The following is a 19,408-nucleotide window of genomic DNA, read 5'->3' on the forward strand; positions in this document are numbered from 1 at the left end:
GGCGAAGGCCGGGGCCTAGGGCCGCTTGACGCCGTGCGTGCCGCTCTGGATCCCGGCCTTCGCCGGGATGACGAAAAGGGCAACGCACCACCCACTTCCGGCCAAAGCGCGTCCTGATCTCGCCTCCCAATAGCGCACGGTTCTCGCATTGCGGCAGGCACCTCATTCGCCCCGCATTTTCGCCAGATAGCCCGTTGGCCCCATCTGCGCGGCGGTCCATACGAAGACCGCGAGGCTCACCACGCCGGCCGCAAGGCATACGCCGAAGACCGCCACCGCCAGCGCGCTGGCGCCATAGGCCGGGCCAAGCGCATCGCTCACTGCGCCGATCATGCCGAGGCCCAGCGTCTGGCCGATCAGGTTATTGAAGAACAGGGCAATGGCGACAGCGAAACCGCGGCTGGCAGGCTCCACCGCCGTCTGGATGCCCGACATGATCCCGGCCTGGCTGGCGACGTAGATAGCGTAGGCGACCCCGAACCAGCCGAGGAAACCCGCAAAGCTGCCGGACGTCAGGCTCAAGGCGAGCGGGACAACGCAGCCGAGGCTTACCACCCCCGGCAGCCATGCGCGCCAGCGCTCGTCGCGCAAGGTCAGCCAATGGGTGAGGTATCCGCCCAGCAGCGGCCCCGGGATGCCGCCCAGAAAGAAGGTAAAGCCGAGATACAGGCCAACATCCCCGGTCGAGATCGGGAACTGGCGCAGCATCACCGCCGCCATCCAGAAGGCGAGACCATAGCCGATCATGATCTGCACCGCCCAGCCCAGCGCCAGCCCCATGAACACCCGGTTGGCCAGCAGGCTGCGGATGGTCTGGCCGAGCGGCAATTGCGCCATGTCCGTGCCCACAGGCGCATAGCGTCCACGCATGGGCTCGCGCACGGTGAGGTAGATCACCCCGCCCAGCAAAAGGCCCGGCAAGCCCATCAGCACGAAAGCCCAGCGCCAGTCGAAAATCTCGGCAAGCTGCCCGCCGATAATCAGCCCGCCCGCGGTCCCCATGCTCGCCCCGATGGTCAGGAACCCCATCGCCTTGGCGAGTTCAGCGCGGGAGAAGAAATCCGCGACCAGGCTTTGCGATGACGGGCCGGAACACCCCTCGCCCACGCCCACGCCGGTGCGCGCGGCGAACAATGTCCAGAAGCCCGTGGCGGTGCCGCAAACCGCGGTCATCAGGCTCCAGAAGCTGATTGCACCGGCAACAATGGTCTTGCGGCTCGACCGGTCAGCCAGCCGTGCGGCGGGAAAGCCAGCGAGTACATAGACCAGGCTAAACGCGAGGCCGCCGAGCATCCCCAGCTCGAAATCCGACAAAGCAAACTCGGCCTTGATGTCCTGAACCAGAATGCCGAACACCAGCCGGTCGGCCACGCTGAAGGCGCTCGTCAGCGTCAGCAGCCCGAGCACGTACCAGCGGTACGCGCCGGGCGCGTCGGCCTTAGTGGTGGGGTCTGGCGCTGAGGCCATTGTCCACCGGGATCGTCAGGCCATTGAGAAAGCGCGCCTCGTCCGAGGCAAGGAACAGCACGCAGCCCGCCACATCGCTCGGATGGCCGAGCGCATCGGCAGGCAGCGGGCCTGCGGGGATCTCCATCGGGGCCTGCCCTGCCCGGCCCGATACGCCCATCACCATCGGCGTCTCGATCCCGCCCGGCGCCAGCGCATTGACCCGGATGCCGTAACCCCGGTCCTGAAAATCCATCGCAAGGCTACGGGTCATCCCCGCGATCCCGGCCTTCGACGCGGCATAGGCGGGGATGTTGCCATAGCCCAGCAACGCCGCGGTGGAGGCCATGTTGATGATCGACGATCCCCCGCCGCCCACGTGCAGGTGCCGATGCTTCATCAGCTTCGCCGCATATTTGCAGCCCAGAAACGTGCCGACGACGTGAATATCGAGATGCAGCCTGAAGTGGGCAAGGCTGCATTCCTCGATGCTTTCGAAGATCACATTGCCCGCGTTGTTAACCAGAATATCCAGCCCGCCGTGGCGTTCCTGCACCGCGCGCATGACCTCGGTCCACTGCTCTTCGCTGGTCACATCAAGCGCCATCGCATCGCCGCCGATTTCAGCGGCGACCTTGTGGGCGAGTTCGGCATCGCGGTCGGTGACGATCACCTTGGCGCCTTCCCGCGCGAGCGCTTCGCAATCGGCCTTGCCCAGCCCCATCGCCCCGCCCGTAACGAGCGCCACCTTGCCCGCTACCCGTCCTGCCATATGCTCTCTCCCCACGGCTTTCTTATTCTGGCGCCAGCCTATCGGGCGGGCGGGGCGGTGCCACTGTCGAAAGCGCGAGGGCGCTGCGGGCGAGCAGCGGTGTAATCGCGCCAGCCAAGGGAGAGCCAGCCATGATGGAGCCGGAGCAACTCGCGCGGTTGAAGGTGCCGAGGGAGTGGGAGGGCCGCCGCACCGGTTCCAAGCCGCTTGCGGCGGCCACATGACGTTACGTTATCCGACGCTTTTGGACGCTCTTGTGCGGTTTTGTGACGTTTTTGCCGCAGCTACGCAGCCTCACTAGCGCTTTTGCGAATGGCGCGCATCGTGCCGCACCATAAACCTCCAACACATACCGGAAGACGTGAAAAGCGACGTCAGCGGATTGGGGATACAGGGCACGCGGGCGAGCCGCGGTCTGAAGGGGAGAGACGACCATGACCACATTTCGTGCCCGAATTGCATCTGGCGTCCGCGTGGGCGGCATAAGGCGCGCGCTGCTGTGCGGCGCTGCGCTGAGCGGCCTTGCCGCATTGCCAACCGCCGCCTTCGCGCAGGATGCCTCAGCCGAAGCGGAGACTGTCGAAAACGATCAGGTGATCGTGGTGCAGGCTCGCCGCCAGAACGAAACCTTGCAGGAAGTGCCGGTCACCGTCACCGCGATCGGCGGGGAAACGCTTCAGAAATACAATATCGATCAGGTCGCAGACATCACCAGCCGCGTGCCGACGCTGAACGTGCAGGTCGGCGGGTCGGGCTCGGGCGGACAGCTCAGCTTGCGCGGGGTCGGCTCCTCCAACATCTCGGCCGCCTTCGATTCCGCCGTGGCGTTTGATTACGACGGCGTGATCGTATCGACCATGCGCATGGTGCAGGCAGGCTTCTTCGATGTGGAGCAGATCGATGTGCTGCGCGGCCCGCAATCGCTGTTCTTCGGCAAGTCCGCGACCGCTGGCGTACTGTCACTGCGGTCGGCCAACCCGACCTCCGACTGGCAAATCGGGATGCGCGGTTCGTATGAGTTTGAAGAAAAGGGCTATCTGCTCAACGGCTATATTTCCGGCCCGCTGACCGATACGCTGGGCATCCGCATTGCCGCGCAGTTCAACGATATTGACGAATTCCAGCTGGCCCAGACCGGTTCGCCCGCGGTCAATCAAAAGCGCGGGCTGACCGATTTCATCGGCCGCGTCACGCTGGACTGGAACCCGGTCGACCGGTTCCGTGCGAACCTCAAGGTCCAATATACCAGAAACGAAAATGACGGCGCGCTTGGCACTGGCGAGGTATCCTGCGGCGCAAACGGCATCGCTGACACCATCTTCCTGCTGGGCGGCGCGGTCAATCTGCCGGCGGGATATAACTGCAACACCACCGACCAGCGCTATTACTTTACCGACACCGCCGGGCCACTGGCCAGCGGCGTGCCGACACCGTCGAAGGCTGCGGGCCGCAACGGCGTTCCTTTCGGCGAGACCGAAATCTGGTTCGGCCGCTTGCAGTTCGAGCTCGACCTGTCCGACACCTTGTCGCTGACGTCGGTGACCGGCCTGCTCAACATGAAATCGGTCGACTTCGAGAGCTATTCCTATGGCGGGTTCATCCCCGGCCCGAACGGCACCCGCTTGCCGGGCGGCGCCGGGTCATCCGATCCGATCAACAATCTGGAACAATACACCCAGGAACTGCGCCTTGCGTCAGACTTCGACGGCGCGTTCAACTTCATGCTCGGCGCGTTCTACGAAGACCGCACCATCACCTTCGATACCTCGCAACAGGGCGTGAACATCTCGTTCCTCGGGCCTGACCCGGCGACGGGCTTCACCTATGACTGGGACAAGACCCACCTGACCAAGACCGAGGCCCTGTCGTTCTTCGGCAGCGCGATGATCGACCTTACCGACAAGCTGGAACTTTCAGGCGGCATTCGCTGGACGGACGAGCAGAAGGTGCAGACGATCAGCGTGCCTTACGTTCACACCTTCCTGCAAGGCCCCGCCTTCGTCCGGCCCGGCTTCTTCTCCGGTCCGATCGAATTTGCCGATGACAACTTCTCGCCCGAAGTGACACTGAAATATCAGGCGAACGAGGATTTCAACGTCTTCGCCTCGTTCAAGACCGGCTTCAAATCGGGCGGGATCGACAATTCCGCGCTGCCGTCCAACAGCCTGAGTGCCGCGGCGGCGAGCGGCGATTTCAGCTCGCTGATCTTCAAATCGGAAGAAGCGATCGGCGGCGAAGTGGGCTTCAAGTCGCAGTGGGCAAACCGCGACATCACTCTGAATGCCACGGCCTACCAATATGTGTTCAAGGATCTGCAAGTGCAGAACTTCAACGCACAGACGGTGCAGTTCATTACCAGCAATGCGGGCGAATTGACCACCAAGGGCGTCGATTTGGAAGCGAAATGGCGCACGCCGGTGGACGGGCTGAGCTTTTCGTCCAACCTGTCTTATCTCGATGCCAAATACACCGATGACTTCCTGCAACCGGGCGGTCAGGGCGGGGTGATCAACCTGCGCGGCCGCCGTGGCAGCCAGGCACCCGAATGGTCGGGCAATATCGCCGCCGATTGGGCAATCCCGCTCAGCGACAGCCTTGAACTGTTCCTCTCGGGCAACGCGGCCTATAATGATGGCTACATCACCGACGAAACCACACTGAACGATCTGGAGCAGCCCAGCTTCTGGCTGCTGGATGCCAACGTGTCGATCGGCCACCCGGATGGCAACTGGAAGCTTTCGCTGATCGCGCAAAACCTGACTGACAAGATCTTCGTGATCACCTCGGGTGGGCGTCCGTTCCTGTCGCCGACCGGGGACGATCTCTTCCTGACCCAGAACCGCGGCCGTCAGGTGTTTGCGGAGATCAGCTTCCGCTTCTGATAGGGGTTCAACAGGGGAAATGGGGGGCGGGCCAGCGATGGTTCGCCCCCTGTCTTTTGACCCCTGTCTTTTGGCCCCTGTCTTTTGGCCCCTTTCGCTTTGCCAAAAATGAGCATTGCCGCAGGCGCCCAGCCAAAGGATGCTCGGCGGCAACCGGCACCCTGGGAGAAACGCCAATGTCACGCGAAACGCTGGTCGCAATGACCCGCAATCTGGTTGCCCACGGGGCTGCCGATACGATGGAATATGCTGACGACATCATGCGCGTGCCCGCCAGCGCCTATACCGATCCAGCGCTGTTCGAGCGGGAAAAGCAGCGCATTTTCCGCCGCCTTCCGCTGATGGTCGCACCCAGCTGCGAATTGCCCCAGCCCGGTGATTTCAAGGCCATGGACATCTGCGGCGTCCCGCTGCTGCTGTCCCGCCAGAAGGACGGCAGCATGGGCGCCTTCCTCAACATGTGCACCCACCGCGGCAACCCGCTCGCGGCCGGCTGCGGCAATGCCAGCCGCTTCACCTGCGGCTATCACGGCTGGACCTTCAAGGCGACCGGCGACCTGATCGGCGTGGCCGACGCAGCTGATTTCGGGCGGATCGACAAGAGCCAGCATTGCCTCACCAAGTTCCCGGTTTACGAGAACGCAGGCCTGATCTGGGTGACGCTTGACCCGCATTCCAAGCTCAGCATCCCTGATTACCTGTGCGGCTATGACGAGCTGCTCAAGGCCTTCGAATTCGATGGCTGGACGCTATTCGCCTCGAGAGTGCTGGAAGGGCCGAACTGGAAGACGGCCTATGACGGCTATCTCGATTTCTACCATCTGCCGGTGTTGCACAAGGACACCTTCGGCGCGGATTTCTATAATCGGGCGAACTACTTTGCCTTCGGCCCGCACCAGCGCCTGTCGACCCCGTCGCAATTCGCGATCAAAGTGCAGGGGGATGATGACCAGCAGATGGACCTCGCGGCAATGTCAGACGATGACCTGCCGCAGGAAGTACTGGTGCAGGGCGTGTGGACGATCTTCCCGCACATCTCCATCGCCAGCTTCTACGGCGGCGGGCAGCGCGGCGCGCTTATCAGCCAGCTGTTCCCGGGGCCGGATGTGGGCACCAGCTACACCACCCAGTTCTACGTCATGGAAAACCAGCCCGAAACGCCCGAACAGGTCCAGGCGGCGCACGATCAGTTCAATTTTCTTGAGATCGTGGTGCGGGACGAAGATTACGCCACCGGAAAGCGCCAGCATCAGGCGCTGCAATCGGGGCTGATGAAAGAGGTGCTGTTCGGCCGCAATGAACGCGGCGGACAGGTCTTCCACAGCTGGGCCGAGCGGCTGACGCAGGCCAGCGACGAGGAGCTGGTGGCGATCTTCGCTCAGGAACAGCGGCAGGCGGCGGAGTAGCTTTGCCCGCCAGCATGTCATGAAAAAGGCCCGGAGCGCAAAGCCCGGGCCTTTTATCGTGTATCGTCATTGCGAGGAGCCGCAGGCGACGCGGCAATCCATGGACAAACCACACAGCTAGGCGCGAAGTTCGGCCATGGATTGCTTCGCCTGCGGCTCGCAATGACGAAATAAGTTACCCGAACGCCGGGCGGTAGTTCGTCTCGCCCCAATCCTGCCGCTTGGTCCATGCGCCCAGCGGCTCAAGCTTGCCTTCCAGTTCGGGGAAGCGTTCGTAGACATGATCCATGTCGACCGCGAAAGGCTTGGTCGGGGCGTCGTTGTTGTATTCGTAGAACGCCTGAATCCCCTTGGCGAAATCGGCCCGCAATTCGGGCGGCATGGTGTCGCCCGCCGCTTCGACCAGATAGCGGCCGAACTCTTCCGGGGTGCAGGGATCGTATGTGATCTCCTTGCCCAGCGCTTCGGAAAGGCACTGCGTCACCTGCTTGCCGACCAGCCGCTCAGGGCCACCGATGTTCAGCCACGCGCCTTCCATGTCGGGCCGTTCAAGGCTTGCCAGCATGAAGCGGGCGACGTCATCAAGGCTGATCCAGTTGGCTTCAAGGTTGGGGTTGTGCGGGTACACATAGCGCCCCTCATTGACGATGAAGGGCCGCGCCCAATTGGTCAGCAGATTGTCCATGAACAGCACGCTGCCAAACACTGTCCCCGGCGCGCCGCTGCGCCACAGCGCGTTGATGCCCTTGGTATTCTCGCCATAGGTGAAGGGATCGCCCGGCTTGTCCGGAATCCAGCTTGATGTGTTCCAGACGACCCGCTTCACACCGATATGTGCGGCGGCCTTGCCGACCTCGCCGATCAGGTAGGCGCGGTCCGCCCGGGCTTGCAGCGGGTGGGTGTAGAAGATGTAGTCGCTTCCCTCGAGCGCCTCTACGAAGGTCGAGGTGTCGTAGAGGTCCATGGGGCGCACTTCGACCCGCTCGACGCCTTCGACCGGCGCACCCTCCAGCGCATCGGCGCGGCGCGAGATCGCGCGCACATCATACCCTGCAGCCAGCGCCTGGCGCACCTGCGCAAGGCCCTGCCGCCCGCTCGCGCCGATCACTGTGATGAGTGCCATCGGTAACTCTCCCTCTTCCCATTTGTGGGCCGAGACTAGGAAGCCCCCATCCCCCACGCACCGCGCCAAAGTGATAGCCCGGCTCTGGCAGGCCCTAGCGAAATGGCGGGGTTGCCGTCGCGGCGTGCGGGCCGGAATGTGGCCGCATGAGGAACCGTTTCTGGCGCATCGCACGCCGCCCCGAAGGCACCGATTTCGCCCGCGCGCTGGAGCTGGAGGAAGCCTCGCTTGGCCCTCTGGCGATGGGCGAAATCCGCATCCGCAATTCGCACCTGTCGATGGACGCCGGCACCCGGATGTGGCTGACCGACCGCGAGGACGGGTATCAGCCGCCGCTCCCGCTCGGCATCCCGATGTCGGGGCTGGTGCTGGGCGAGGTGCTGGAAAGCCGCGCCGATGGCTTCGCGCCCGGCGATCTGGTGCGCGCCTTCGGGCAGTGGGCCGATATCAGCACGGTTGATGCAGTGATGTCCGGCGCGATTGTGCTCGATCCGACCGTCGCGGACCGGCGCGCGTGGTTCGGCCCGCTGGGGATGAACGGCTGGACCGCACTATGGGGCGTAGAGCAGACTGGCGCGGCGAGGCCCGGTGAACGGGTGCTGGTCTCCGCCGCTGCGGGCGCGACGGGAATTCTCGCGGTGCAGATCGCCAAGCTGCTCGGCTGCGAGGCGTGGGGCATCGCGGGCGGCGCTGCGAAGTGCGCTTACCTGACCGACGAATTGGGGATCGCCGGGACGGTCGATTACAAGGCGGCGGATGTGGGCGGGCAGCTCGACGCGGCTGGCGGTTTCGACATCTATTTCGACAATGTCGGCGGAGCGCTGCTCGATCAGGTGCTGACCCGCATGAACCATTATGGCCGCATTGCGGTGTGCGGCTTGCTCGCCGACTACACGGGTGGCGGCCGCACTTCTCCGCGCGAATTCGATCAGGTGTTGATGCGGCGCCTGCGGATCGAGGGGTTCTTCTCGCCCGATTTCATGCACGAAGGCCCCGCCCTCACCCGCCGCCTGCGCGAATGGACCGAGGCGGGAGAACTCGTGATGCCCTATGACGTGACGCAGGGGCTGGACAACACCCTTACCGCCTATGCCAAGCTGTTCACCGGCGGCAATATCGGCAAGGTGATCGTGGAGCTGGACACATGACCGGAACCCTCGACAACCGCGAAGCCATCCGCGACATTCTCGCCGCCTATGCCCATGCGATTGATCGGCGGCGCTGGGGGATGATGGAGCATCTGTTCCATGCGGACGCGATCTTCCGCTTCGGCACCATCGAGGGGGATTGGCGCGGGTTCGTGGATCAGGCACGCGCGGTGATCGACCCGTGCCTTGCGACCCAGCACCAGCTTGGCCAGACGATCTTCGGCTTCGATGGCGATACCATCTGCCACACCGAGACTTACATGACCGCGATGCACACCGTCCCGCCGGGCTATCCGCTGGCGGCGGTGTTTCCAGACAAGGGCGTGATCTATTCCGCGATCGTGGCGGGCCGCTATGTCGACCGGTTCGAGAAGCGGGGCGGTGAGTGGCGCATCGCCCAGCGCACCGGCCTGTATGACTGGCGCGAGTTCCGGGTGGTGGAAGGCGTAGACCTCTCCGACACGCCCGAAGGCGCGGCGGGATACCATGACGAGCGCGATCCTTCGACGGCGGCGGTGAGGCGGTGGTTGGGGTAGGGGCTCTTTCCCATTCTTCTTCACCCTGAACTTGTTTCAGGGACCATCTCTCCACCCGCACCAGCCTCGCCTGCGGAGAAATGGATGCTGAAACAAGTTCAGCATGACTGCAGTAGAGAGATGTCACCGCCGGATCGTAAACACCCCGCTCATCGTCGCGATCTGCTCATTGCCGCGCCACACGCCGCCTGAGGTATAGGCCGTGCGCCCGCCCAGCCGGTCGATCCGCACCCGCGCCTCCAGCCAATCGCCTAGCTTCGCGCCGACGAGGTAGTTGACCGTCAGCGTCACCGTCGAGGGCGCCAGCCGCGGGCGCTCGGCATCGTAGACCGCGTGGCTCAGCGTCACATCGGCGAAGGTCGAAATCACCCCGCCATGCGCGGCGTCCTGGTAGTTGATGTGGTGCGGCATGATCTTGAGGCCCACCACTCGAGGCGTTTTTGGCCGTACGCCCTCCCAAGCAGGCCCGAGATAGTACGGCCCGCCATGGTCGAGAAAGCCGGGGGTGAAACCGGCCGGTGCAAAGCCCGAAGGAATGTCCATCCCCTCACCCTAACGCCGCCTGTGCTTCGCGCCGCTATGAATTGTGCCAATGACAGGCGCAGCGCCAGGGCCTATCCTTGGCCGCATGGGAGAGAGCACAACATCGGCAGCGGAGTCCTTTTGCGACGTCGTGCAGGATCACGCGCGCCTTCAGGGGGACGTTATCGCCTTCACCTACGCGGGCGAGGAGATCAGCTTCGCCGAACTCGATGAAGGCGCCAACCGGGTTGCAAACGGCCTTGCCGCACTGGGCGTCAAGCCGGGTGAGCGCGTGGCTTTCCTCGGCAAGAACCATCCACTCTATTTCGAGGCGTTTCTGGGCGCGAACCGGATGGGCGCGGTGATGACCCCGGTGAACTGGCGCCTCGCCGCGCCGGAAGTCGCCTATATCCTCGACAATTGTCAGGCCCGTGTGGTGTTCATCGGCGAAGGTTTTGCCGAGGTGCTTGCCGGCATCCGTGCGGACTGCCCGCATGTCGAACAGGTGATCGGCATCGACGCCCCCGACTATCCCGGTACCGATTACCGCATCTGGCGCGATGGTTTTTCCGCCACGCCGCCCGCCCACCGCGTAGCCGCCGAAGACGATGCGCTGCAACTCTACACCTCGGGCACCACCGGCAAGCCCAAGGGCGCTGTCATCACGCATGGCTCCCTGCTGTCCAGCCGCGATGCCACCGCAGCGGGCGAGGATATGCGCAGCTGGCAAGAACCGATCCCGGGCGATGTCACGCTGCTCGCCATGCCGTGCTTCCACATCTCGGGCACCGGCACCGGCATCGGCACGATGGTGGCGGGCACCAATTCCATCGTCCTGCCAGAATATGATCCGACCAAGGCATTGGACCTGATCGCCAATTTCAACATCTCGAAAATCTTCCTCGTCCCCGCCGCGATCCAGATTCTGCTCAATCACCCGCGCGTGGCCGAAACCGATTTCAGCCGGCTGAAATACATCACCTACGGCGCTTCACCGATCCCGCTCGAACTGATGCGGGAAGCGATGCGGGTGATCGGCTGCGGGTTCGTGCAGATGTATGGGATGACCGAGACCAGCGGCACGATCATCGCGCTCGATCCCGAGGATCACGTGCCCGAAGGCTCGGTGCTGATGCGCTCTGTCGGCAAGCCGCTGGCGGGCGTGGAGATCAAGGTGATCGACGAGGCGGGCAACCCTGTCCCCGCAGGCACCGTGGGCGAGATCGCGACGCGCTCGAACAAGAACATGCGCGGGTATTGGAACAACCCCGATGCCACCGCCGCCACCATCGATGCCGAAGGCTGGCTGCGCACCGGGGATGCGGGATACCTCGACGAGGATGGATACCTCTATATCCACGACCGGGTGAAGGACATGATCATCTCCGGCGGCGAGAACGTCTACCCCGCCGAGGTCGAGAACGCGCTCTATTCGCACCCGGCGGTCGCGGACGTGGCGGTGATCGGCGTGCCGGACGCCAAGTGGGGCGAAGCGGTGAAGGCCTGCGTGGTGGTGAAACCCGGCGAACATCTGACCGAGGCGGAACTGATCGCCCACGCCCGCACGCTGATTGCGGGCTACAAGTGCCCCAAGACGGTCGATTTCATCCCCGCGTTGCCGCGCAACCCAAGCGGCAAGATCCTGCGCCGCGAACTGCGCGCGCCCTACTGGGAGGGGAAAGACCGGGCGGTGAATTGAGGTGCTGCCGGTCAGGCGACTGGCCTCCAAGGTCAATGATCCAGAGGCGGCGAAAGGCTGGAATGGCGGCGATGTGGTGCGGGAGTTTGGTTAGCTCCGGCTCGTCATGGCGAGCTTAGCGAAGCAATCCATGGCCGGATCATGCAATTGCAATCAGCGGTTCATGGAGTGCCGCGGCCTTCGGCCTCGCAATGACGAAAGAAAATTCAACGCCCCGCCAACCCCGCCAACCCCACCAACTCCGCGCGGCATTCTGCATCCGCCAGCGCTGTCACCACCGAGAACGCGACAAACCCCGGCTCGCCCAGATGCGCGACCATTGCGGCGGCTTCGGCGTCGGTGATCGCGGTATGCTCGAACGGCATCCGCCGCGCATAGGCGATCGCCGCGCGGTTTCCGGCGTCGAGCGCGCTTTCGTCGATCGGCGCACTGTCGATGCCATGCACCTGCGCCACCGCCTGCCGGACCAGCGCCACCAGCGCGGGGTCGAGCGCGCCTTCAGCCTTGGCACGGAAATCGGCGTAGTGGGCAGCCAGCACCGGATCGCCCGCCAGAGCGGCGCAGACGGCGGTCCCCCCTGCCGGGGTCATTCCGCGGCCTCCAGCACGGCAGGCGTGGGCAGCACGGTGCGGTCCATCATCTCCGGCTCCAGCCCCATCGTGATGAGCGCCTTGGCGAGCGCGAGGAACAACGTCACCCCCAACCCGAGTTCGGCGATCTGCGCCGGGGTCAAGTGCCGCTGCATAGCCGCCCGCGCATCGCCCGTCAGCAAATCGGGATCGTGGATCAGCGCATCGGTGAACTTCAGCACCGCCTTTTCGGTCTCGGTGAGCTTGTCCGAAGTTTCGTAAGCATCGGTGATGTCATCCACCACCTCCTCTCGCAGACCCTCGGCCACCGCCTTGTCGAAGCGGACATTGCGGCAGAACCCGCATTCGGTGACGCGCGCATTGCGCATCCGCGCGACCTCCTTGATCCGCGCTGACAGCACGTCCGAGCCCCAGAACCGGCCATAGAGTGCGAAGAAGCTCTCGGCGATGGCGGGCTGGTGGGCAAGAACACTGCCGAAATGCACGGGCTCTCCGGCAATCGCGGATGAGACGCGGGGCGTTGTGGACATGGAACTCTCTCCTCAGGCGGCAGGATACCCCAAGGCTGGCGTAACGTCCGCCTCGCCATTTTCGCAGGGGCACGCGCCCCGCGCCGCGCTATCCTGCCTGCCAAAGGAGAAACGGCACATGAAACTCGAAGGCAAAATCGCCGCGATCACCGGCGGCACGGCGGGCATGGGGCGCGGGATCGCCGAAGCGTTCCTGGCCGAGGGCGCGAGCGTCGCGCTGTTCGCGCGCAACGCTGAAAAGGGCGCGAAGGTGCTCGAGGAACTCGGGGCCGGTGATCGGGCGATCTTCATCGCGGGTGATGTGATGGAGCAGGCCGATCTCGAAGGCTTCATCGACGCGGCCATCAAGCATTTCGGCACGCTCGATATCCTCGTGAACAACGCCGGCGGCGCGGGGGATTTGCAGCCGCTGGTGAACCTGTCGGATCACGCCTTTGACGAAGCGATGAAGTGGAATGTCTATTCGACCTTCTGGGCCACCCGCCGCGCGCTGCCGACCATGATTGCGAAGGGCGATGGGCGGGTCATCAACATCTCATCGATGGAGGGCAAGCATGGCAAGCCGGTGCTGACCGCCTACTCCGCCGCCAAGCACGCGGTGAACGGCATGACCAAAAGCGTTGCGCGCGAAGTCGGCGTGAACGGCGTGACGGTCAACGCCATCTGCCCCGGCATCGTTATCACCGACATCATCAAGAACAACGGCCCCGCCACCGCCAAGGCGATGGGCATGGAATTGGACGAGATGATCGCGATGTTCGCTGCCGATAGCGCGATCAAGCGGCCGAACACGGTCGAGGAAGTCGCCGCCGTGGCAGTGCTCCTCGCCAGCAAGGCTGGGGCCGGGATTACCGGCCAGCAAATCAGCGTCGACGGGGGAACGGCGCAGTATTGAGGCCGCGCGCGAAGATCCGCACGCATCCCCCATCGTCGCGGGCTTGCCCCAGGGCCGCTTTCGGCAAGTGCCAAGCTGCGAGCGATCCCGGCTTTCGCCGGGATGACGGCGTCAGACTCTACCCCTGCAACTTCGCCATCGCCGCGCCAACCGCTGCCGCAACATCGCCCGCCTGCGGATTGCCGCGCATGATCAGCCCGCCATTGGGCTGGATGTTGGCCCCGGTGACATAGGCCTGATCGGTGCTGAGCCACAGGCAGGCATGGGCGACATCCTCCACCGTATTGAGCCGTCCCATCGGATAGCGCGGCAGGAAGGCATCGGTCAGGCCGGGCACCTGAAAGCTCTCATGCGTCATCGGGCTATCGGTAAAGGCAGGCGAGACGGTGTTCGCCTTGATCCCCAGGTGCCCGTAATCATTGGCGACACACTCGATCAGCGCCTCGGACCCGCGCTTGGTGCCAATATAGGCGGCGTGATTGGTGATGATCGCCTTGGTGGTGGCCGATGAGAGCGAGATCAGCGATCCGCCGGTCGGCGCTTGCGCGCTCATCACCCGCACGAAAGCTTGCAGGAAATGGTGCACACCCTTGAACTGGAGGTCGACGATTCTGTCGAGCTGTTCCTCGGTGATCTCCTCCATGCTGGCGAGCAGGCCCCAGCCAGTGGTGTTGATCGCGATATCAACCCGCCCGAACGCGGCGACGGCCTTGTCGGCCATGGCGTTGACCTCGGCCCGGCTGGTGATGTCGCACAGGGCAAATTCCCCGCCGATGTCTGCGGCGAGCGCGGCGAGGGGGGCTTCCTTGCGGCCCGCCACCATCACCTTGGCGCCTTCATGCGCGAACAGGCGGGCGACGGTCTGCCCCATATTGCCCTCCGACGCTGCGCCGAGCACCACTGCGGTCTTGCCCTCTAATTGCCCCATGACATTTCTCCTCTCGAAATGCGGAGTAACACGCGCAGCTGTGCGCCGACCCTTCCCAAAAGTGTCCATTGTTCGCACGCGCCGCCCGGCGGATAGCGGGATGGCAATCGTGGGAGAGCGCAATGTTTACCGGGCCGCTGGAGGATCGCGTGGCGATCGTCGAACTGAATGGCACCTATGCCGATGGCGTGGTGCGCTTCGATGCCGACACCTGGGGGAGCGTGTGGGCGGACGATGCCGACTGGGATCTGATGGGCCACAAGACCAAGGGCAAGGACGCCATCGTCGGCTTCTGGAACGGCGCGATGGGCGGGCTGGAGGCGGTGAGCTTCCAATGCGTACCCTGCATGATCGAAGTGACCGGCAACACCGCGAAATCGCGGGTGCAGACGCAGGAAATCCTCAAGCCCAAGGACGGCAAGGCGCGCCATGTCGGCGGGCTTTATGAAGACACATTGGCAAAGGTGGACGGGCGCTGGGTGTTCACCAGCCGCGTGTTCAAGATCGTCGCCGAATTCGGCGCGGAAGGATAATCGACATGACCAAGATCCTGATTTCCGCCCAGATCGACCTCGACCCCGCCCAGCGTGAAGAGGCGTTGCGCACCGCCCGCCCGCATATCGAAGCGGCGCTCGCAGAGAAGGGCTGCATCCATTACGACTGGAGCGCCTGTTCGATGAACCCGGCGCGTGTGAATGTATTCGAGGAATGGGAAAGCGAAGAGGCGCTCGCCGCCCATTTCCGCGACCCCGCCTATACCGGAATGCGCGATCACATCGGCCAGTTCGGAATCACCGGCGCGGTGAGCGCCAAGTACCGCGTCGATGCTGAAGGCCCGGTCTACAACGCCGAGGGCAATGCGACCGAGGCGTTTGACTAAACTGCGCCAGTGATCCTGGGCGCGATCCTCGCCGGCGGACAGGCGCGGCGGTTCGGAAGCGATAAGGCGCAGGCGCTTTACCAGGGCGAGCGGCTGATCGACCGGGTGGCGGCAGCGCTGCTCGCGCAGTGCGGCGGGTTGGTGGTTTGCGGGCGTGATGAACCCGGGTTCCGCTGCATTCCCGATTGGCCCGAGGCTGGGCTAGGCCCGCTGGGCGGGCTGGCAGCGGCCTTGCGCTATGCCGAGGCGCAGGGGTTCGCCTTCGTGCTTTCTGCCGGGGTTGATGTGCCGGACCTGCCGCATGATCTGGCCGCGCTGCTGGCTGGCGAAGGCGCGGCGATTGTGGAGAGCCAGCCGGTCGTCGGGCTGTGGCCGGTGGCCGACGTCCCGGCGCTAGATGCCTTCCTGAGCGGCGGTGGGCGATCGCTCTACCGCTTCGCCAATGCCATCGCCGCCCGGCGAATCGACCTTCCCACCGCGTTGATGAACGTCAACCGGCCTGAGGATTTGGGGTAGGAAGCCGAACCCCTCCGTCAGCCCTGCGGGCTGCCACCTCCCCATTGCTCCGCAACGGGGAGGGAGTGAAGGCCGCAAAGTCCCTCCTCGTCCTGAAAGGATGGGGAGGTGGCAGCCCGCAGGGCTGACGGAGGGGAAGAATCACAGCTTCAGCATCTGCTTTCCGCGGTTCAATCCAGCGAACAACCGCTGCAAGGTCTGCGGCGCGTTTTCGAAGCCGTGCTGGATGTCCTCCTGATACTTCAGGCTGCCATCCTTGACGAAGCCCTCCAGCCGCTTGCGGATGCCGGGGAATTCGCTCGCCCAGTCGAGCACGATGAACCCCGCCATGGTGCCGCGGCGGAAGACGAGGTTGAAGTAGTTTTCAGGGCCAGCGGGCAGCGTCCCGGTCTCGTAACGGCTGATCCCGCCGCAGATCACCACGCGCGCACTGGTGGCAATGCAGGCGAGCATATCATTGAGAATCTTGCCGCCGACATTGTCGTAAATGACATCCACCCCGCGCGGGCAGTGTTCGCGGATCTGTTCCTTCACCCCGCCCGCCTTGTAGTCGATCGCGGCGTCATAGCCCGCCTCGCGCACCAGCCAGTCGCACTTGTCTTGCCCGCCCGCGATCCCGACCACGCGGCACCCGGCGATCTTGGCGAGCTGGCCGACGATGCTCCCCGTTGCCCCCGCCGCGCCGGACACCAGCACGGTATCGCCCGCCACGGGCTTGCCGACCTTGAACAGCCCGCAATAGGCGGTCAGCCCGGTCGTCCCGAGCACTGACAGCACGGCGGTGGGCGACAGATCGGTTTCGACTTTGGTGAGTTCCTTGCCATCGGTGACGAGGTATTCGGTCCAGCCGGTCGTGCCGAACACCATATCGCCCACAGCAAACCTGCCGCCATTGGACGCCACCACTTCGGCAATCCCGCTGCCGCGCATCACGTCGCCAATAATCATGGGCGCGACGTAATCGGCGATGTTCTCCATCCAGCCCTTCTGTGCCGGATCGAAGCCGAGGTAATGCAGCTTCAGCAGCATCTCGCCGGGCGCAGGATCGCCAAGCTCTGTGGTGACCAGCTTGAAGTCGTTAGCGATCTCGATCCCCCGACCGCGCGGGTGTCCATTGAGCAGCCATTGGCGGGTGGTGGTCGGCATTTCTTGCTCTCCATTTCTGCATAAGTCGTCATGCTGAACTTGTTTCAGCATCCATCGTGCCATCCATTCCGCCGGTGCGTGGGGAGAAATGGACCCTGAAACAAGTTCAGGGTGACGAAGAGGCTAATGCAGGGGTCAACCCCCGCTCTCCACGGACAAAAGTGTCAGTCGAGTGGTTCGCCCCCTGTGGTAGTTTGCACAGATAAAGGGAGAACCACGATGGGCGTCGAGACTCACAAGACCTTCTGCCGCTTCTGCCACGCCAATTGCGCGATGGAGGTGGACGTTGCTGACGGGAAGGTGATCGAAGTGCGCGGCGATCCTGACGATCCGGCCTATGGCGGCTACACCTGCATGAAGGGGCGTGAGCTGCCGGATTCGCACAATTCCGAGAACCGCTTGCATCACTCGCTGGTCCGCAACGCGGCGGGCGAATTCGTCTCGACACCGATGCCCAAGGCGCTTGCCCATGTCGCGTCCGAACTGCGGCGGATCATTGACACCCATGGCCCCCATTCGGTCGCGGTGTTCATGGGTTCGGGCGGATTCCAGAACAGCGCCGCCATGTCGGCCTCATTGAGCTTTGCGAATGCCGTTGGGAGCCGCAATTTCTACACCTCGGTCACGCTCGATCAGCCTGCGAAGGTGTTCACCACCGCGCGGTACGGCAAGTGGATGGCGGGGCCGAATACGTTCAGCGAAAGCGATGTGGCGATGTTCATCGGCAACAACCCGATCGTCTCGCACTATTCGCCGGTCGGCGGCGTGCCGCCCTTCAGCCCCTCGCGCCGCATCCGCGACCAGCAGGCCAAGGGCCTCAAGCTGATCGTTGCCGACCCGCGTGAAAGCGATGTGGCACGGCTGGCCGACATCTACCTGCCGGTGAAGCCGGGCGAGGATCCGGCGATGCTGGCGGGGATGCTTAACGTGATCATCGCCGAAGGGCTGTATGATCGCAACTTCGTCGCCGCGCATGTCGATGGGTTCGATGAATTGGCCGAAGCGGTGAAGGCCTTCCCGCCCGAAGTCGCAGCGGAACGTGCCGGGCTCGACAAGGACCAACTAGTTGCCGCCGCGCGGATGTTCGCCACCGGTTCGAAAGGCTGCGCGGTCACCGGCACCGGCCCCGAAATGGCGGGCAATGGCACGCTCACCGAATATCTGGTCGTCTGCCTCAACACGATCTGCGCCCGCTTCAAGCAGGAGGGCGAGAAGGCCGCGATCCCCGGTGTGTTCAGCCCCTACCAGACCGCCCGCCGCGCGCAGGTCGGCCCGCCGGTGCCGATGTTCGGCGCGGAGGGGATGCCGAAATCGCGCTTCCGCGGGCTCGGGCACCTGGGGTGGGAGATGCCGTGCAATGTGCTCGCGGACGAAATCCTCACCCCCGGCGATGGCCAGGTGCGCGCGCTGATCTCGGTCGGCGGCAATCCGGTGGTGGGCTTCCCGGATCAGGCCAAAATGGTTCGTGCGCTCGACGATCTCGAGCTGTTCGTGCAGATCGACCCGTGGATGAGCGCCTCCGCCAAACGGGCCGATGTGGTGCTCGCCCCGTCGCAGTGTCTGGAGCGCGAGGACATCACCAGCCTTTCCGAATGGTGGCACGAGGAACCCTATGCCCGCTATACCGAAGCGGTGGTCGAAGCGCCGGGTGACTGTATCGACGAATATGAGATGTTCTGGACGCTCGCCCACCATCTCGGCACCCCGATGAACCTTGCCGGCGGCCCGCTGCCGATGGACAGGAAGCCGACCAAGCAGGAGTTCCTCGACCTTGCCGTGACCGGCTGCCTTGTGCCGCCCAGTCAGGTGCGCAAGGACTGCGCGGCGAACGGCGGGGCGGCGGTGCTCTATCCCGAAAAGCACCCCAAGGTGGAGCCAGTGGACGAGAGCGAGTTCCACCGCTTCGATCTGGCGGTCGGCGCGATGCCCTCCGAGATCGGCAAATACGCCGCTGCCAGCGCCGCGCGCGAGGGCTTCGACTTCCGGCTGATCTCGCGGCGTTCCAAGACCCGGTTCAACTCGATCGGTCACCCGCTCAAGAAGTTGCAGGCCAAGACCACCACCAACCCCGCCTTCATCCATCCGGATGACATTGCAGCCTTAGGGCTGGAGGAAGGCGGGCTGGTCGCGATTACCAGCCCCCACGCCACGATCCACGGCGTTGTGAAGGCCAGCGACAAGGTGCGGCGCGGGATCGTTTCGATGGCGCACGCCTACGGCGATGCGGACGCTTCGAAGGACGACGTGCGGGAGCGCGGCTCTTCCACCAACCGCCTTGTGAGCGAAGTTGTCGACTACGATCCGATCACCGGGCAATCTCTGCAAAGTGCCATTCCGGTGAAGCTGGAACCGGCCTGAGCACCTTACCCACCCACACCCGTTCGCCCTG

General features: G+C 64.2%; 18 protein-coding genes. 10 read left to right on the plus strand and 8 right to left on the minus strand.

The annotated features are described in order from the left end of the window. Nucleotides 1-162 precede the first annotated feature (162 nt). Entirely contained in the window at nt 163-1,467 is a 1,305-nt protein-coding gene (locus tag C0V72_RS07320; RefSeq protein WP_101792870.1) for an MFS transporter, read from the minus strand. After that, on the minus strand, nt 1,439-2,218 hold the full coding sequence (locus C0V72_RS07325) for an SDR family NAD(P)-dependent oxidoreductase (RefSeq protein WP_101792873.1): 780 nt from the start codon (nt 2,216-2,218) through the stop codon (nt 1,439-1,441). The genes C0V72_RS07320 and C0V72_RS07325 overlap by 29 nt, the downstream gene beginning before the upstream one ends. A gap of 434 nt (nt 2,219-2,652) precedes the next feature. Between C0V72_RS07325 and C0V72_RS07330 the strand changes: the two genes are divergently transcribed. Together C0V72_RS07330 and C0V72_RS07335 are read left to right on the plus strand one after the other, a co-directional pair. Continuing rightward, nucleotides 2,653-5,100 carry a TonB-dependent receptor gene (locus C0V72_RS07330; protein WP_101792876.1) on the plus strand — a complete coding sequence of 816 codons (2,448 nt, stop codon included), beginning with the start codon at nt 2,653-2,655 and terminating at the stop codon, nt 5,098-5,100. Between the two features lie 176 nt (nt 5,101-5,276). Continuing rightward, a complete protein-coding gene (locus tag C0V72_RS07335) occupies nt 5,277-6,506 on the plus strand; it encodes an aromatic ring-hydroxylating oxygenase subunit alpha (RefSeq protein ID WP_101792879.1) in 1,230 nt (409 codons plus the stop codon). A 175-nt stretch (nt 6,507-6,681) separates the two neighbouring features. Here the strand turns inward: C0V72_RS07335 and C0V72_RS07340 are convergent, their stop codons facing one another. Continuing rightward, nucleotides 6,682-7,629: an SDR family oxidoreductase gene (locus C0V72_RS07340; RefSeq protein ID WP_101792881.1), complete on the minus strand. Its 948-nt coding sequence runs from the start codon at nt 7,627-7,629 to the stop codon at nt 6,682-6,684. Nucleotides 7,630-7,775: 146 nt separating this feature from the next. On the opposite strand from C0V72_RS07340, the gene C0V72_RS07345 reads away from it, so the two are divergent. Both C0V72_RS07345 and C0V72_RS07350 read left to right on the plus strand, forming a co-directional pair. Next, a complete protein-coding gene (locus tag C0V72_RS07345) occupies nt 7,776-8,777 on the plus strand; it encodes an NADP-dependent oxidoreductase (RefSeq protein ID WP_101792884.1) in 1,002 nt (333 codons plus the stop codon). Further along, nucleotides 8,774-9,313, plus strand: a complete 540-nt coding sequence (locus C0V72_RS07350; protein WP_101792886.1) for a nuclear transport factor 2 family protein — start codon at nt 8,774-8,776, stop codon at nt 9,311-9,313. The genes C0V72_RS07345 and C0V72_RS07350 overlap by 4 nt, the downstream gene beginning before the upstream one ends. Nucleotides 9,314-9,436: 123 nt before the next feature. On the opposite strand, the gene C0V72_RS07355 is transcribed toward C0V72_RS07350, so the two are convergent. Continuing rightward, nucleotides 9,437-9,856 carry a PaaI family thioesterase gene (locus C0V72_RS07355; RefSeq protein ID WP_101792889.1) on the minus strand — a complete coding sequence of 140 codons (420 nt, stop codon included), beginning with the start codon at nt 9,854-9,856 and terminating at the stop codon, nt 9,437-9,439. Nucleotides 9,857-9,941: 85 nt separating this feature from the next. Here C0V72_RS07355 and C0V72_RS07360 point away from each other — a divergent pair, with 85 nt between their 5' ends. Further along, nucleotides 9,942-11,534: a fatty acid--CoA ligase gene (locus C0V72_RS07360; protein WP_101792892.1), complete on the plus strand. Its 1,593-nt coding sequence runs from the start codon at nt 9,942-9,944 to the stop codon at nt 11,532-11,534. 206 nt (nt 11,535-11,740) lie between these two features. Here C0V72_RS07360 and C0V72_RS07365 read toward each other — a convergent pair whose 3' ends face one another. Then, nucleotides 11,741-12,124 (minus strand): hypothetical protein, encoded by a 384-nt coding sequence (locus C0V72_RS07365; RefSeq protein WP_101792895.1) that lies wholly within the window; start codon nt 12,122-12,124, stop codon nt 11,741-11,743. Further along, nucleotides 12,121-12,654: a carboxymuconolactone decarboxylase family protein gene (locus tag C0V72_RS07370; RefSeq protein ID WP_143704544.1), complete on the minus strand. Its 534-nt coding sequence runs from the start codon at nt 12,652-12,654 to the stop codon at nt 12,121-12,123. Before C0V72_RS07370 ends, C0V72_RS07365 begins: the two co-directional genes overlap by 4 nt. Before the next feature lie 118 nt (nt 12,655-12,772). Here C0V72_RS07370 and C0V72_RS07375 point away from each other — a divergent pair, with 118 nt between their 5' ends. Next, the gene (locus C0V72_RS07375; protein WP_101792901.1) at nt 12,773-13,549 is read left to right on the plus strand and encodes an SDR family NAD(P)-dependent oxidoreductase; all 777 of its coding nucleotides are present in this window, start codon (nt 12,773-12,775) and stop codon (nt 13,547-13,549) included. Nucleotides 13,550-13,667: 118 nt separating this feature from the next. On the opposite strand, the gene C0V72_RS07380 is transcribed toward C0V72_RS07375, so the two are convergent. Next, on the minus strand, nt 13,668-14,477 hold the full coding sequence (locus C0V72_RS07380; protein WP_101792904.1) for an SDR family NAD(P)-dependent oxidoreductase: 810 nt from the start codon (nt 14,475-14,477) through the stop codon (nt 13,668-13,670). Nucleotides 14,478-14,599: 122 nt separating this feature from the next. Between C0V72_RS07380 and C0V72_RS07385 the strand changes: the two genes are divergently transcribed. The 3 genes from C0V72_RS07385 to mobA are packed head-to-tail and all read left to right on the plus strand — an operon-like array spanning nt 14,600 to nt 15,873. Next, the gene (locus C0V72_RS07385; RefSeq protein ID WP_101792907.1) at nt 14,600-15,010 is read left to right on the plus strand and encodes a nuclear transport factor 2 family protein; all 411 of its coding nucleotides are present in this window, start codon (nt 14,600-14,602) and stop codon (nt 15,008-15,010) included. 5 nt (nt 15,011-15,015) lie between these two features. Continuing rightward, on the plus strand, nt 15,016-15,357 hold the full coding sequence (locus C0V72_RS07390) for a putative quinol monooxygenase (RefSeq protein WP_101792910.1): 342 nt from the start codon (nt 15,016-15,018) through the stop codon (nt 15,355-15,357). Nucleotides 15,358-15,366: 9 nt separating this feature from the next. Further along, nucleotides 15,367-15,873 carry a molybdenum cofactor guanylyltransferase gene (gene mobA, locus C0V72_RS07395; RefSeq protein WP_101792913.1) on the plus strand — a complete coding sequence of 169 codons (507 nt, stop codon included), beginning with the start codon at nt 15,367-15,369 and terminating at the stop codon, nt 15,871-15,873. Nucleotides 15,874-16,014: 141 nt separating this feature from the next. Here the strand turns inward: mobA and C0V72_RS07400 are convergent, their stop codons facing one another. Beyond that, nucleotides 16,015-17,019, minus strand: a complete 1,005-nt coding sequence (locus C0V72_RS07400) for an NADP-dependent oxidoreductase (protein ID WP_101792916.1) — start codon at nt 17,017-17,019, stop codon at nt 16,015-16,017. Between the two features lie 219 nt (nt 17,020-17,238). Between C0V72_RS07400 and C0V72_RS07405 the strand changes: the two genes are divergently transcribed. Then, nucleotides 17,239-19,377, plus strand: coding sequence for a molybdopterin-containing oxidoreductase family protein (locus C0V72_RS07405; RefSeq protein ID WP_101792919.1), 2,139 nt, complete (start codon nt 17,239-17,241; stop codon nt 19,375-19,377). The last annotated feature ends 31 nt before the right edge of the window (nt 19,378-19,408 follow it).

It is taken from the genome of Porphyrobacter sp. TH134 (assembly GCF_002855495.1).
Lineage (GTDB): Bacteria > Pseudomonadota > Alphaproteobacteria > Sphingomonadales > Sphingomonadaceae > Erythrobacter.